General features: G+C 69.4%; 17 protein-coding genes. 10 read left to right on the top strand and 7 right to left on the bottom strand.

The window, feature by feature from the left end; all coding sequences use genetic code 11:
• Window positions 1-7: 7 nt before the first annotated feature.
• The 6 genes from ACZ4TR_RS14480 to ACZ4TR_RS14455 form a co-directional block, all read right to left on the bottom strand.
• A complete protein-coding gene (locus tag ACZ4TR_RS14480; RefSeq protein ID WP_465287487.1) occupies window positions 8-649 on the bottom strand; it encodes a DUF4142 domain-containing protein in 642 nt (213 codons plus the stop codon).
• Window positions 650-711: 62 nt separating this feature from the next.
• A complete protein-coding gene (locus tag ACZ4TR_RS14475; protein WP_465287486.1) occupies window positions 712-1,419 on the bottom strand; it encodes a winged helix-turn-helix transcriptional regulator in 708 nt (235 codons plus the stop codon).
• Window positions 1,416-1,631, bottom strand: coding sequence for a hypothetical protein (locus tag ACZ4TR_RS14470; RefSeq protein WP_364621229.1), 216 nt, complete (start codon window positions 1,629-1,631; stop codon window positions 1,416-1,418). Before ACZ4TR_RS14470 ends, ACZ4TR_RS14475 begins: the two co-directional genes overlap by 4 nt.
• Window positions 1,632-1,635: 4 nt before the next feature.
• A complete protein-coding gene (locus tag ACZ4TR_RS14465) occupies window positions 1,636-1,836 on the bottom strand; it encodes a hypothetical protein (protein WP_465287485.1) in 201 nt (66 codons plus the stop codon).
• Window positions 1,833-3,194: a HAMP domain-containing sensor histidine kinase gene (locus ACZ4TR_RS14460; protein ID WP_465287484.1), complete on the bottom strand. Its 1,362-nt coding sequence runs from the start codon at window positions 3,192-3,194 to the stop codon at window positions 1,833-1,835. Before ACZ4TR_RS14460 ends, ACZ4TR_RS14465 begins: the two co-directional genes overlap by 4 nt.
• Window positions 3,191-3,871 (bottom strand): response regulator, encoded by a 681-nt coding sequence (locus ACZ4TR_RS14455; protein WP_465287483.1) that lies wholly within the window; start codon window positions 3,869-3,871, stop codon window positions 3,191-3,193. The genes ACZ4TR_RS14460 and ACZ4TR_RS14455 overlap by 4 nt, the downstream gene beginning before the upstream one ends.
• Window positions 3,872-3,981: 110 nt before the next feature.
• Here ACZ4TR_RS14455 and ACZ4TR_RS14450 point away from each other — a divergent pair, with 110 nt between their 5' ends.
• From ACZ4TR_RS14450 to ACZ4TR_RS14420, 7 genes are all read left to right on the top strand, one after another.
• Entirely contained in the window at window positions 3,982-4,539 is a 558-nt protein-coding gene (locus ACZ4TR_RS14450; protein WP_465287482.1) for a TetR/AcrR family transcriptional regulator, read from the top strand.
• Window positions 4,540-4,556: 17 nt separating this feature from the next.
• On the top strand, window positions 4,557-5,750 hold the full coding sequence (locus ACZ4TR_RS14445; protein WP_465287481.1) for an FAD-dependent monooxygenase: 1,194 nt from the start codon (window positions 4,557-4,559) through the stop codon (window positions 5,748-5,750).
• Between the two features lie 38 nt (window positions 5,751-5,788).
• On the top strand, window positions 5,789-6,205 hold the full coding sequence (locus tag ACZ4TR_RS14440) for a nitroreductase family deazaflavin-dependent oxidoreductase (protein ID WP_465287480.1): 417 nt from the start codon (window positions 5,789-5,791) through the stop codon (window positions 6,203-6,205).
• A 76-nt stretch (window positions 6,206-6,281) separates the two neighbouring features.
• Window positions 6,282-6,740 (top strand): hypothetical protein, encoded by a 459-nt coding sequence (locus ACZ4TR_RS14435; protein WP_465287479.1) that lies wholly within the window; start codon window positions 6,282-6,284, stop codon window positions 6,738-6,740.
• 122 nt (window positions 6,741-6,862) lie between these two features.
• Entirely contained in the window at window positions 6,863-7,054 is a 192-nt protein-coding gene (locus tag ACZ4TR_RS14430; protein WP_465287478.1) for a hypothetical protein, read from the top strand.
• 69 nt (window positions 7,055-7,123) lie between these two features.
• Window positions 7,124-7,477 carry a hypothetical protein gene (locus ACZ4TR_RS14425; protein ID WP_465287477.1) on the top strand — a complete coding sequence of 118 codons (354 nt, stop codon included), beginning with the start codon at window positions 7,124-7,126 and terminating at the stop codon, window positions 7,475-7,477.
• Complete coding sequence (locus ACZ4TR_RS14420; protein WP_465287476.1) at window positions 7,474-7,851, top strand: STAS domain-containing protein; 378 nt, start codon at window positions 7,474-7,476, stop codon at window positions 7,849-7,851. The genes ACZ4TR_RS14425 and ACZ4TR_RS14420 overlap by 4 nt, the downstream gene beginning before the upstream one ends.
• Before the next feature lie 323 nt (window positions 7,852-8,174).
• Here ACZ4TR_RS14420 and ACZ4TR_RS14415 read toward each other — a convergent pair whose 3' ends face one another.
• Window positions 8,175-8,909: an ANTAR domain-containing protein gene (locus ACZ4TR_RS14415; RefSeq protein ID WP_465287475.1), complete on the bottom strand. Its 735-nt coding sequence runs from the start codon at window positions 8,907-8,909 to the stop codon at window positions 8,175-8,177.
• A gap of 1,090 nt (window positions 8,910-9,999) precedes the next feature.
• Here ACZ4TR_RS14415 and ACZ4TR_RS14410 point away from each other — a divergent pair.
• The 3 genes from ACZ4TR_RS14410 (at window position 10,000) to ACZ4TR_RS14400 (ending at window position 12,738) form a co-directional block, all read left to right on the top strand.
• On the top strand, window positions 10,000-10,995 hold the full coding sequence (locus ACZ4TR_RS14410; RefSeq protein WP_465287474.1) for a YncE family protein: 996 nt from the start codon (window positions 10,000-10,002) through the stop codon (window positions 10,993-10,995).
• 247 nt (window positions 10,996-11,242) lie between these two features.
• Entirely contained in the window at window positions 11,243-11,644 is a 402-nt protein-coding gene (locus tag ACZ4TR_RS14405) for a hypothetical protein (protein WP_465287473.1), read from the top strand.
• Window positions 11,645-12,414: 770 nt separating this feature from the next.
• On the top strand, window positions 12,415-12,738 hold the full coding sequence (locus tag ACZ4TR_RS14400) for a hypothetical protein (RefSeq protein WP_465287472.1): 324 nt from the start codon (window positions 12,415-12,417) through the stop codon (window positions 12,736-12,738).
• Window positions 12,739-13,237 lie beyond the last annotated feature (499 nt).

The following is a 13,237-nucleotide window of genomic DNA, read 5'->3' as shown; positions in this document are numbered from 1 at the left end:
CGCTGCTTCACAGGTCGGGCACCGGGAGCTGGGCGTAGTCGACGTCGCCGGTCTTCTCGAGCAGGTTGATGTGGGTCTTGATGTAGTCGCCCGCGAGGTCCGCGAACGGCCGGACCAGGGTGTTGCGCGTGTCGGCGCGCACCGTGGACACCAGGATCAAGGCCTCGGCGTGGGCGTTGCGCAGGGTGTTGACGTAGTCCCGCTCGAACGCGTCCCCGAATTCGCCGCGCATGCGGTCGATCCCGGCCTGCATGTCGGGGGCGGGCCGGGTCGGAACGGTCAGGCCCATCCGGGTGCTGATGCCGGCGTCGCGGTTTTCGAGGTCCTTGTGCTGGGTGATGACGGTCTGGGCGGCTTCCTGGACGGCCGGGTTGGCCGAGCGCTGCAGGGCCCACGTCGACGTGGTGATCTCGCGGAGGCTGGTCTGTTCCACGATGGTGAGCAGCTTCCTCCCGGCGGGGCTGATCGGCCCGAACGGCGTCTCGGTGAGGTTGCCTTCGGTCAGCGTCGGCGGCGCCGGTGCCACCGCCTGACTGGTCGCCACCGGGAGCTGAGGAGCCGTCACGACCTGGGTGTTGGGTGGAGCGCACGCGGTGACGGCGAGGGTGAGCGTGCCGCACAGCGCGATCCACGGCTTCCGGGACTTCATCGTCGGCCTCCAGGGGAGTTCGGTGTCTTCCCTGGAGCACACGGCTCCCGGAGCAAGCTGGTTCAGTCAAACTGTTGTGTCGTCGTTTTGTTTGATGCGGAAACTTTCAGGGCCGGCTCGGTGAATCGGTTCCGGCCGAGCCAGGCGATCGTGTTCCGGACCGCTTCGCGGGTTCCGTCGAACCGGATCACTTGCTCGGACAGTGCTTCCCGCCAGGTCCGGTGGCCGAGCCAGACCCCGGCGAGCGCGGAGACGGTGCAGTCGATCCGGGCCACCATGGGCAGCCGGGGATCGGTGTCGGTGGACGACGCACCCTCGGGGGACAGGACCAGCCACCACCAGCGGGGTGGCGGGGTTTCGGCGAACCGCAGGTGCAGGGAGACCTTCTCCCGGGGCAGCCGGGCGGGGTCGATGCTCCGGCAGATGTCGAGCAGCAGCAGGTTCGGCTTCAGGTCGCCGCTGCGGGGTGGCGGCATCCAGCGACGGCCCCAGTGGCCCAGGTGCTCGATCACCGGGGCGAGGTCGCGCCCGGCCGGGGTGAGCGCGAACCGTCCTTCGCCGGTGGACGCCAGTCGCGTCACCACACCGGCTTCGGCGAGCTGCTTGAGCCGCCGCGCCAGCAGCGCGGACGACATGCCCGGCACGCCGCGGGCGATCTCGCTGGTGCGGCTGCTGCCGTGCAGCAGTTCCCGGACGACGAGCAGGGTCCACGACTGGCCGAGCACTTCGGCCGCGGTCGCCACGGGGCAGTGCTGGCGATACGACGTCATGCGTGTTCGAGCGTGCGCAGGACGCGGAACCGGGCCAGCCGGTGCAGCATCTCGCCCATGGCCTCGGGCACGATCTGGCCTTCGAGGTCGGTGCGGGCCGACCGGACGATCTCGGCGATGTCGGCCGCGGGCAGCAGCGACGCGAACTCGCCGGTCAGCCAGGTGCGGACCTCGTCGGTGATGTCGTCGGCCTGGTGGGTTTCGACGGTCATGCCCTCATTGTGTGGGCGACGGCGCGGGCTGCACCTGACGACTGGCTGACGATTCGGGCGGGCAAGGCGTCGGTGGAGCGGGCCTGCTGGTCACCGTCGGGGTCGCGGTCGGCACCGGGGTGGTGATCGGCTCCGGCTCGTCCTCGGTCGTCACGCCGCAGCCGGCGAGGCACAGCGCCGCCAGCAGCGCGAGAGCGATCTTCATGACGCGGCCTCCGGGAGTTCGACGACGAACCGGGCGCCGCCACCGGGGCGGTCTTCGACCCAGACGCGGCCGTCGTGGCGGTGGACGTGGTCGGCGACGATGGCCAGCCCGAGGCCGCTGCCGGTGTCCTGATCGCGGCGGGCGGCGTGCAGGCCGCGGGCGAACCGCTCGAAGATGCGCTCGCGCAGGGCGGGCGGGACGCCGCTGCCGGCGTCGTCGACGATGATCCGGGCGCGGCCCTCGTGGCGGTGGACGGTGATGGCGACCGCGCCGCCGCCGTAGTGGTCGGCGTTGTCGAGCAGGTTGGCGACGACCCGGTCGATCCGGCGGCGGTCCACGGAAACGAGCGGCGTGGCGGAGTCCGTCTCGATGCGCACCGCGGAAGCGGGTCTGCTCTCGACGACGTTGCGGACCAGCTCGCCGAGGTCGACCAGCTCGACGGTGCTGTCGGCCTCGTCCTGGTCGGCTCGTGAGATCTCCAGCAGGTCGACGACCATCCGCTGGAACCGCCGCAGTTCCGCTCTCAGCAGCCGCAGTGCGCGTTGCGCCGTCGGCGGCATGGCGTCCTGCCGGCGTTCCAGCACCTCGCTCACGTTCACCATGGTGGTGAGGGGGGAGCGCAGTTCGTGGCTGACGTCGGAGGCGAACCGCGCGTCCCGGCGCACGCGCTGTTCCAGCTGCCCGGCGGTGGTGTTGAAGCTCGCGGCGAGCGGGGCCAGGTCGGGGTCGGATTGGTCGGGGAGCCGGGTCGCGAGGTCGCCGCGTGCGACGCGGGACGCGGCGGTCGTCAGGGCGGTCAACGGGCGCAGTGCGCGGCGGGCGGCCCAGGCGCCGAGCCCGACCCCGAAGAGTGCGGCCGCGACGGTGCCGGCGATGAGCAGGGTGCTCAGGTAGCGGAAGGTGCGGTCCAGCTCCAGCAGCGGGTACAGCTCGACGTAGACGCTGTCCGGGCCGACCGGTGTCGCCACTCCCAGCACCGGGATCCCGTCGGCGGCGAACCGCTGTCGCGCCGTGATCCCGCGGTGGGCCTCGTCGAGCAGGCCGCGCGGGACCACGCCGGGATCGAGCTGCCGGCCGCTGGTGAGCCAGCCGGCCGGACGGGACAGCAGGATCGACGAGTCCGGGCCGGTCGCCAGGCCGGTCAGCAGCTCGTCGAGGTCGTCGGCGTGTTCGGCCAGGGCGGTGGTGACGAGGTGGACGTTGACCTCGGACTGGCGGGTGACGCTCTGCTCGCGCTGGTCGAGCATGTAGCCGGTGGTGAGGTTCCAGGTGGCCACCGCGAGGATGGTCATCACCAGCGCGAGGCCGATGCCGAAGGCCGCCGCGACCCGCCAGCGCAGCGAAAGCCGCCGGATCACGGCTCGGGGGCGATGCGGTAGCCGCTGCCGCGGACGGTCAGCACCAGGCTCGGTGTGTCGGGGTCGGGTTCGACCTTGCGGCGCAACCGTCTGATGTGGACATCGAGCAGCCGCGTGTCGCCGAAGTAGTCGTGCCCCCACACGCGCTGGAGCAACTGCTCGCGGGTGACGACCTTGCCGTCGGCCGCCGCGAGCTCGGCCAGCAGGCGGAACTCGGTGCGCGTCAGGTGCACGGGGACGCCGTCGCGGTGGACGGCTTCCTCGTCCGGCCGGATCTCGAGGCCGCCGAGGGTGAAGTGGGCGGGCCGTTCCGGAGCCGCCCGGCGGAGGAGGGCGCGGATCCGCGCCGCGAGTTCGCCCGCCACCAGCGGCTTGGTGACGTAGTCGTCGGCACCCGCCTCGAGGCCCGCGATGACGTCCTGGGTGTCGGTGCGGGCCGTGATGACGATGATCGGGAGGTCGCCGCGCTCGCGCACGGCGCGGCAGACGGTGAGACCGTCGATGCCGGGCAGCATGAGGTCGAGCAGGACGACGTCGACCGCGGTGGACTCCAGCAGCTCCAGGCCGTCTTCGCCGGTCGCCGCGGTCGTCACGGCGAAGTCCTCGTCCTCCAGGGCGAGGCTGAGGGCCTCGCTGATCATCACGTCGTCTTCGACGAGCAGTACTCGCGTCGGCATTCTCCGGATCCTATCAGCAGACAAATTGTTGCATAGACGAATAGTTGTGCTAGTCTGGTTCGGTGCGGGTTGGGCGAGTGTTCAGGGCGATCGCCCTGGAGGAGGTCGTGATGCCGTCTCCGTCCGCCGCCCGGGGTGAGGCCGTCCGGCGGCGGCTGGTCGCCGCCGCCGCCGAGTTGATCCCGGAACGTGGGTGGACTGCGGTGAGTACCCGGGCGCTGGCCGAGCGGGCCGATGTCACGCCGAGCGTGGTGCATTACCACTTCCCGTCGGTGCAAGCCGTACTGGTCGAAGCGGTGCTGGGGGCGATGCGAGCCGTATCGGCCGAGCTCGGCCCCGTGCTCGCCACGGCGAGCACGGCGGAAGCGGTGGTCGACGCGATGGTGGCTGCGGTGGAGCAGTACACCGGCACCGACCCCATGTCGCTGTTGTTCGTCGAGGGCTACCTGGCCGCGACCCGGGACACCACGTTGCGCGCGGGCATCGCGGCGGTCCTGGCCGGCCTTCGGGGCGTGATCGGCGACCGGCTGCGGCAGCTCGGCGTGGTGGACCCCGACGGCACAGCCGTGGTGCTCGGCGCCGCGATCGACGGGTTGCTCATGCACCGCGCGGTAGCTCCGGACGCGACTCCGGCCGGGGTGGCCGGTGTCATGCGGCGGCTCGTCTGAAACGAAGGAGGCAAACGGTGAAAGTCGTGGTGTGCGGAGCCGGGATCACCGGTCTGGCGGTGGCGAACAAGTTCGCGGGTGACGGGGCCGAGGTGGTGGTGCTGGAGCGTGCTCCGGTACCCCGCGAACAGGGATACATGATCGACTTCTTCGGCGCGGGGTTCGACGCCGCCGAGGACATGGGCGTACTGCCGCGGATCCGGGAGCTGGCCTACCGGGTGGACGAGGCGAGCCTGCTCGACGAGCGGGGCCACCGCCGCGCGGCGGTGCGGTACACGACTTTCGCCCGCACGCTACGGGACCGCCTGTGCGGCATCATGCGGCCCGACCTCGAACGAGCGTTGCGCGAGCACTTGCCATCCACTGTGGATATCCGGTTCGGCGCCGGAGTGACGGCGGTCGAGGACCTGGGCGACCGCGTGCGGGTGACCGCCGGGGACCAAGTCGTCGAGGCGGACGTGCTCGTGGGCGCCGACGGGATCCACTCCGCGGTGCGGCGGCTGGTGTTCGGAGAAGACGACCGGTTCCTGCGGTACCTCGGGTTCCACACCGCGGCGTTCGTGTTCACCGACCCCGAGATCCACCACGCGGTGGGCGACCGGTTCTGCCTCACCGACACCATCGGGCGGCAGATGGGTTTCTACGGCCTGCGTGACGGCCGGGTCGCCGCCTTCGCCGTCCACCGCACCGATGACGCCCGGCTGCCCGAGGACACCGGAGCGGCGCTTCGGAAGGAGTACGGATCGCTGGGCTGGCTGGTGCCCCGCGCGCTGCGTCGATGCCCACCGAGCGAGGCCGTGTACTACGACCAGGTCGCCCAGATCGTCATGCCGCGCTGGAGCAGCGGGCGCGTCGTGCTCGCCGGGGACGCGTGCTCCGCCGTCTCGCTGATCGCCGGGCAAGGCGCCTCGCTCGGCGTCGCCGGCGCCTTCGTGCTCGGCGAACAGCTGCTGCGGAACCAGGCGGTCACCGACGCGTTCGCCGAGTACGAGCGTCTGATGCGGCCGGTGGTCGAGGAGAAGCAGCAGGTAGCTCGCCGCAGTGCTCGCTGGTTCCTGCCGGAGAGCCCGCTCCGACTCGGGATCCGGCGGGCGGCGCTGCGGCTGGCCCGCGTTCCGGTCCTCGACCGCTACGTCGCCGCCGTGCTCGCGGGCAAGTCCACCGCGGTGGTCACGAACCTCCGCCGGGCCGCAGCCGGGGCCGCGCGGTGAACCGAGTCGCCAGGTTCGTATTCCGCGCACCGGTCCGGTTGTACGACAAGGGACTCGGGTGGCTGCTCGGCCGTCGCTTCCTGTGCCTGACCCACCTCGGGCGGCGGTCCGGACGGATGTACCGCACGGTGCTCGAAGTCGTCGGCGTGGACGGCGACGAGTACGTCGTCGTAGCCGGGTTGGGTGCGGGAGCCGACTGGTTCCGCAACATCCAGGCGCGGTCGCCAGTCGAGGTGGTCGTCGGGCGGTGCCGGTTCCCGGCCGAACACCGCGTCCTCGGCGAAGACGAGGCCGTCGCGGTCATCGCCGGCTACGAGCACCGCAACCGCCTGGCCGGTCCGGTGGTGCGGTTCGCGCTGGGGAAGCTGCTCGGGTGGCGCTACGACGGCAGCGACCTCGCCCGCCGCCGGATGGCGTGGCAGCTGCCCCTGGTCGGGCTGCGGCCACGATCGTAAGGCAGTCGTCAGTTGCGACTCCCTCTTCCCGTGTCAGGGTGGAAACCGAGCGAGGAAGAAGGAAGGTGACCACGACATGACGACCGACGTAGCGGTGAAGGAGACCTCCGAAACCTGGGTGCTCCCGGAGGTCCGCCGGCTGCGCCTGGACGCGGAACGGGTCTGGGAAGCTGCGGCAGCGCACCGCAGCCTGGCGGTCGGACTGGAAGCCGGCCCCGAACCCGACGGTCTCTACCGGGGCAAGACCCAGCGCGTACTCGCGGAAGTCGCTTCGTGCCACGCGATGGCTTACCAAGAGCTCGCGGCTGCGGCAGAAGCGCGCGGCGAAGCGCGGCAGTATCCGCGTCACACTCCACAGTGGGCACGACTGGTGGAGGAGTCGTTCGCGGCGATCCGCCGGGCGGAAGCCCACCATGAACGCGCCGCGGCTCAATCGGCGAGCGCGGCCGGCGACGAAGCCGCGGCCCGCCGGCACGTGGCCGCCGCGGACGAGGCGGACCGGCGTGCTTCGGCGCCGACGAAGCGCAGCGCCTGAACTGCCGACGCGCCGATTCCGACCCGTACGACTGGCTGGGTTGTACTTCATGGCCGGGGTTCTGCTGGCCGGAACGCCGGCACCGCCGACCCTCGGTGCCGGGCTGCTGTCCAATGAGGTCGGTGACTCGGACGCGGCGACCGGTGCTGACGGGCTTACCCGAGGCCGACGCCCGGGCGGCGTTCCACCACCTGGACCGCAACGGCGACGGGTACATCGCGACCGGCGACCTGCTGGTGGCCATCCGCGCCTACTACTTCGACGAGACTCCCGGCTCGGCGTGCAGCTGGCTCCTCGGCTCCCTGGACCGGTGACGTGTCCAGTAGTCGCCTGCGCCGCCGGTGGGGTCACGGGCAGTGATTATGGTGCCACCGGATCGAGGCGTGGCCGTGCCCGAACGGCGCTGGCGCCGGAATTCGGCTTTCGATGAGGCTGACCCCGATGTCCGAAAGCTTGATCGGGCGGTGGGCGGGGTTGTCCGCTCTCGAAACGCTGAAGTACCAGGGGATCCGCTGGCGGACGCCGTCATCGCCGATCTGGTGGCCGGTGGGCGGACGGGCGTGGTGAACGAGGTGCTGGCCCAGTTCCGGGACAACGATCAGCCCATTGACGGGCTCGCGGTCGGCTGGTCTGTCGCAGGGCTGCATGCGGTGAGTACGCCGTCGACTTCAAGCACCCGCTCGGCTGGTGGTGATGACCGTTACGTGGAGCCCGGTAATGGCATCATGGTCGTATGACCGCTCCGGATCCTCAGCCCGCCGATGTCACCGGGCGCGAAGGCCCGTCGACGGTGTCGGTACGGCGGGTCGACGGCGCAGTCGTGGTGGCCCCGACCGGCGCTGTCGACCTCGCCACCGCGCCGCAGCTCGACGACGCCATCTCCGCAGCATTGGCCGACCAGCCGGCGAAACTGATCATCGACTTGAGCGCCGTGGATTTCCTTGCCTCGTCGGGGCTGACTGTCCTGCTCAAGACCCGCAGCGGCATGGGCATCGGCACGGCACTGCGCGTGGTGGCCACGGGTACTGCCCGGCGAGCCATCGACATCACGGGGTTGGGCGGCGTTCTGTCGATCGATTCCACGCTCGACGACGCGCTGGCCGGCTTCTGAACGGTCGCTGCAACGGTGCCGACATGACCTGTCCCGCCGCAGCGGATGTGCGGGGGCAAGGACGCGCCGTTCCCGAGGCCAGGCGGCCGGGATCGACGGCAGCAGAGCCGGCGATCGGCTGGGCGGGCCTTGCTGTCAGTGTTCGCGGACTGGTGGTGTGTCTCCGATACGGAGGTCGTCTCGCGGAACAGGAAGACAAGAGCCCAGGCCGGCAGCGCGTGGCAGGAAGTGCGTGCTCCGATGGCGGCCGCGGCCGAACCATCAGCCGGCTACCCCGCTCGCAGCGCCGGCACCGGCACCGCCCGCTTGCTCTTCTGCCGGTCCTATCGCGCTTCGACGAGGCGGGGGTCGGCCACGATGACCGCGGCGAGGTCGCGGACCTTGCGGTTGGTGCGCTGGGACATCTGCGTGAGCCAGGCGAACGCCTCGTCGACGGTGAGACGGCGGCGGGCCATCACGATCCCCTTGGCCGTCGCGATCACGTCTCGCGTGCCCAGTGCACTGATCAGGCCGCGAATTTCGTCCTGGGCGAGGGCCCAGCGGGACGCGGTCAGTATCACCCCGGACATCGCCGTGGTGAACACGGCGATCAACGCGGCGTGCACCGGTTCGAACGTCCCCGCCTGCCGGCTCCACACGTTCAGCGCACCCGACAGGTGCAGGCCGTGGCAGCCGGCCCCTCTCCGGTCGGTGACGTCGTCGGCGCGGACGAACAGGGGACAGGACAGCGACGTCTTGATGCCGGCCGCGGATGCGGCGTCGGCGAACGCGGGCCACCGAGTGCGTGCCTGCTCGCTATCGGTGCGCGTCGCCTCGAGGCACGGTCCGTCGTCGAGGGAGTACTGGGCCTTGTCGAGGGGAAGGACGTCCTCGTCGGTCGCCGCGACCGTGGCCGGTACGCCGTGCTCGAACAGGGTGACGCTCGCGGCGTCGGCCTCGGGCACCAGCACCACCACGCGCGCGGCCATCCGCGCCAGCGTTTCGTCGCGCGGGTGCTCGGGTCTCAGCGACTCCGTCAGCTCCAGCAACGCCGCTGAAACATCGTGAACGTGATCCATTTTCACTCTTTCAGCAAGCTATCGCCCGAGTACGGGTGAAAGCCCGCCTTGCCAACCCTGTCATTTCCGCGGGCGAAGCGCCAGAGGGCGCAGCCTTCCGTGCAGGCGTTTGAGCCGAGTTCGTTCGCCACGGGACAACCGGTCCACCCAAAACCCGTTTCCTGTCGAGGCCGCTGCGCTGTTTCGGGTGGCGACGATGGCGAGAGTCGTGCGGCGCTGCCGCGTCGGGTGAACTGGACTTGGTCACCTCTCGGCGGCTCGCCGCCGCCGAGGCCAACTTTCGCGGCGCGTCCCTGGGCGTCCTCGACCGGATGAGCCTGCTCGGCCAAGTGCTGCGGCCGCGACGCAAATGGCCGGAGTATCCTATGTGGACAGCGACAACCGGACTCTGGTCGTTACGTCGTCGACGTTCCAGAGTGGTGAGCTGGATATCCGGTGGCGACCTTGCGCGCATCCTGTACGACGCCACAGCGGACGACTCGAGCACGTCTTCGGCGACTCGATCACACGTCGTTCGACCATGAGGCGCTGATCAGGCTACCTACGGAGAACTCGGCGGGCGGTGGCGTGGTGCCCGGCAGTGTGGAGGTGCGGACATGGAACAACTTCGGTGGGCTGGTAGGTCAGCCCATCCGGTTCGTTACGGCGGACGACCCACGCTGGGTAGCGCGTTTTCTTACTCATCTCCGCGCTGTGGCCGGAGCGTACGTCGGCGAAGTCGAGTCTGCAGCGGATAGCGGCCATTGCCGGCGGCAGGCATGGTTGGCGCCGAATTGGTTTCCGCAAAATGCGTGACAGCCGAAATTTACCCGGTCGGGATGTTTCGCCGGCATCGCGCACGACATCTGTGACAAAGGTAGGGGGTGGGCGCGGTGATCCGCGTGCTATGGCGGCGTCTTCACCCGTCAAGGCGATCATGATCTTGTTCCGGTGGCAGACTCATCGAGTGGTCGGTTAGCGTGGAGCTGGCCGGGGAGATCGGCGCGCCACAAGCGCCTCGCCAACCGGTCACCCGGAAGGCGTCCGATCAGAAATCTGAAAGGCCTTCATTTCCTGTGCAAGACATGTTCACTGTACCTGGGAGAAGGCAATGTCATTCGGAGACGACACGGCGACGATTCGTCGTTCACAGTGGGCCGCCGGAAGGATTTGCGGCCGGCTCTTGGCGGCGCTGCTCCTGTCGTTGGGTCTCGCTTGCCCGGACGCGTACGCCTACCCTTCACGGGTTCAGGTGTTCGTCGCGAACAGCGGTTCTGACAGCGTCACCGTGTACGACACCCGGATGAACGAGGTGGTGGCGACCGTCCGAGTTGGACGGTCGCCGGTCGGCGTGGGCGCAGCACCCGGCGGGGACCGGGTCTACGTCACCAATGAGCTTTCCAACACCGTCTCGGTGATCGACGCCCGGACCTACGCGACACTCGCGACCGTGCCGGTGGGCCTCCACCCGTTCGGTGTCACCGTGACCGGATCGCACGCCTACGTCACCAACTTCGGCGCCGACAACGTCACCGTGATCGACACTGCGACGAACACGGTCGTGCGGAACATCCCGGTGGGCCGGTTCCCGCACAGCCCGGCGGCCAGCCCGGACGGGAGCCTGGTGTACGTCAGCAACAACGGCGCGGCCACGGTCTCAGTCATCGACACCGGCTCGGACCGGATCGTCGCGACGCTGCCCGTGGGCCGGTTCCCGGCCGGGATCGCGGTCACCCCGAGTGGCGACCGTGTCTACGTGGCGGCAACCGGTGCGAACAGCGTGAACTCCCTCAGCGCCACGATGCCGACGCCGATGACGACCCAGCCGGTCGGGCAGGCGCCGGTGGGCGTCGCGGTCACCCCCCGCGGCCAGGTCTACGTCGCCAACGCCGGTTCCGACACGGTGTCCCTGCTGGGCCGGAATGCACCGGCGCCCATCCCGGTGCAGGACGAGCCCGAAGGGTTGGCGGCGTCCCCCGACGCCAGCTACGTGTTCGTCACGAATTCGGCTTCGGGGTCGATGTCGGTTATCGACACCGTGACGAACACCGTGGTCGCGACCGTACCCGTCGGCAGCGAACCGGAGGGGCTCGCCGTGACGTCGTAAACCTGGCCACGCGGTAGCCCCCGCACACGGGAGTGGTCCTGTCCACAGCCATGCTCATCGCACAGGCGATCATCGGCTTCCCTGATCGCCTGACACGCGACAGGCCCATGACATCGTCGACCGGTTCATCTCGAGGGTCGAGGTTGCGGAACACCCGAGTTCGCCGACAAACTCCGCAAATCAACACGCCGCCCACCGCAGCCGAAGACCGCGAAGAGGTCCCGCTGTTCGGCGAACAGCTGAACACATGATCACGAGATCCCTCAAACAAAATATTTTGACCACAATCAACGATCCATACCGCGCGGACTCCGGGATTGCATTGGCGGCCATCATGAGAACTACGCGACCGAGAACAGCGGTTGATGCGGCAATCGCCGCGCTAGGGGCCTTGATCGCGTTTGCACCTCAAGCCCTGGCTTACGGACCTTCCTACTGCAACAGTTCCACATGCAGTCTTTCGAACACCTCGAACACGTCGGGGATCTACTTCGAGATGCCCCGACTCACCGCGGTGACCATGCGCTGCTGGACCGATAGTCAGTGGTGGAACGGCACCAACCGCTGGTTCAAGGTCGACTCCGGGTATGGGCAGGGATACATGATCGCCACCCAAGTATCGAACCAAACGACCGTCGGGCGCTGCTGAGTTCTGCCGCCTGCTCGCTGCCCTGCGCCCCCAGTTCATGGCGTGGAGCAGGCCAGGGTGCACCGTGCTCAGTCGGAACGAATACGCGTCCGTTGCAGACCGCCCCGTCGAACCAGGCGACACCGCCGAACCTCACCCCGCTGAACCCCGTCGCTGTCGATGAGGGTGGCACCGGTGAGGTCGACGGATCGAGGACGCCGACTATGCCGCGGATCATGATGTCACCAGGCGGCCCGACCCGCAGCTGGCGATGCTCCGGAACAAGATCACCGCGTAGGCTTGGGACGTGTCATCCGACCTCAAGTGCGCATCTTCGCCTGCCGGACTCACCCACATGACTCGCCGGCTGCGTTCGAGGGCGTCGTGGAGCCGTTCGGCGGGCAGCAGCAGTGCACGATCGAGGTGTCGGGGCCGGGATCGAGGTCGAACACCAGCTGATCCGGCGGGAGGCGGTCGATCGCGCAGGCGTGGTGAGGGCCAACAGAGCCCGCGCATGAGGCGGAACCATCCGATGGACCGGCCAGCGGCTCCGGCGCACACGCCGGCCACGCCTCGCCCCCCAGCCGCTGTTCCGCCTGCAACCCCACGTCCCGCCGAGGTCGCGCCTCCGGTCGAGCAGGACAGCGGTGTGACGCCTGGACTGCTCGCCGGCGCCGGGGGAGTACTGGTGGCGTCTCTGCTCCTGCTGATGCCCGCGCGGCGCGGACGTGTGCGTCAGCCGACCGCCATCGTCGAAACGCCGACAGTGCAGCAGCTCCTGCGGACGGCGGATGATCGGCGTTCCGCGGCACGACAGGTCCTGCTACCTCTGCCGGCCGAGCAACACGAACCGCGGGCGCCCGGACGAATACCAGGGCCACGAGAAGGCGCTGTACTTCCGCGAGGACGCCATCCTCGACGCCGTTGCTCGGTTCTTCGCTGACCGCGTCTTCGGCTCGGACCGCCGCGCTACCCTCGAGAGCGACCTGGCGGGCGTCGACGACCAGGCGGCCCGCGATCAGGAGGCTGAAGCCAAGCGGCTCGGCAAGGTCCTCGGCGAGGTCACGAAGAAGCAAGATTCACTGCTTGCAGCAGGCCACCGACGGCGCCCCTGACGATCCTTTCACGAAGGCGCTGAGAGGGCGGTACAACGACCTTGAAAGGCAGCGAGCCGACGTGGCGAGCGCACTGGCCGAGCTCGGGCAGCCCGACAGGACCGGCCCCGACGTGCCGACAGCCGAGGATGTCGGGCTGATCGACGGCGCTCCCTTACCTGGCGCTGAATCTGGCGCAGGCGCCGGAAGGCCTGCTTCGGACGCTGTTCGAGGTCACGCAGCTGGGCATCCGGATTGACGCCGAGGGCGATCGTGCGACACCGGAGATCACACTTCCCGAAGATCAGCTGCCGGTGATCACCGGCGCGGCGGAAAGGATCACCGAGGAGATGTCTTCACAAGTTGCGCCCGGCGGGCGTGCTTGTGAGGTTGCTGTCTGTGCCCCCGGTGAGATTCCGGCGGCAATCACACCAATCGTCGTGCCCGACGGGCTGCTGATCCGAGTCGACGTGCGGCTGGTGATGGAGCGTCGGCCGCGGGGAAGCGCGAGATAAGCGCA

The organism is Amycolatopsis sp. NPDC028719 (genome assembly GCF_055565395.1).
This window is presented reverse-complemented; position numbering and strand designations above follow the sequence as displayed.

Coding starts and splice junctions, on each gene's coding strand:
- ACZ4TR_RS14435 (WP_465287479.1), top strand. CDS start 6,282: ATGACGACCGACGTAGCGGTGAAGGAGACCTCCGAAACCTGGGTGCTC.
- ACZ4TR_RS14475 (WP_465287486.1), bottom strand. CDS start 1,419: ATGACGTCGTATCGCCAGCACTGCCCCGTGGCGACCGCGGCCGAAGTG.
- ACZ4TR_RS14415 (WP_465287475.1), bottom strand. CDS start 8,909: ATGGATCACGTTCACGATGTTTCAGCGGCGTTGCTGGAGCTGACGGAG.
- ACZ4TR_RS14455 (WP_465287483.1), bottom strand. CDS start 3,871: ATGCCGACGCGAGTACTGCTCGTCGAAGACGACGTGATGATCAGCGAG.
- ACZ4TR_RS14480 (WP_465287487.1), bottom strand. CDS start 649: ATGAAGTCCCGGAAGCCGTGGATCGCGCTGTGCGGCACGCTCACCCTC.
- ACZ4TR_RS14410 (WP_465287474.1), top strand. CDS start 10,000: ATGTCATTCGGAGACGACACGGCGACGATTCGTCGTTCACAGTGGGCC.
- ACZ4TR_RS14465 (WP_465287485.1), bottom strand. CDS start 1,836: ATGAAGATCGCTCTCGCGCTGCTGGCGGCGCTGTGCCTCGCCGGCTGC.
- ACZ4TR_RS14405 (WP_465287473.1), top strand. CDS start 11,243: ATGATCACGAGATCCCTCAAACAAAATATTTTGACCACAATCAACGAT.
- ACZ4TR_RS14420 (WP_465287476.1), top strand. CDS start 7,474: ATGACCGCTCCGGATCCTCAGCCCGCCGATGTCACCGGGCGCGAAGGC.
- ACZ4TR_RS14470 (WP_364621229.1), bottom strand. CDS start 1,631: ATGACCGTCGAAACCCACCAGGCCGACGACATCACCGACGAGGTCCGC.
- ACZ4TR_RS14400 (WP_465287472.1), top strand. CDS start 12,415: ATGATCGGCGTTCCGCGGCACGACAGGTCCTGCTACCTCTGCCGGCCG.
- ACZ4TR_RS14450 (WP_465287482.1), top strand. CDS start 3,982: ATGCCGTCTCCGTCCGCCGCCCGGGGTGAGGCCGTCCGGCGGCGGCTG.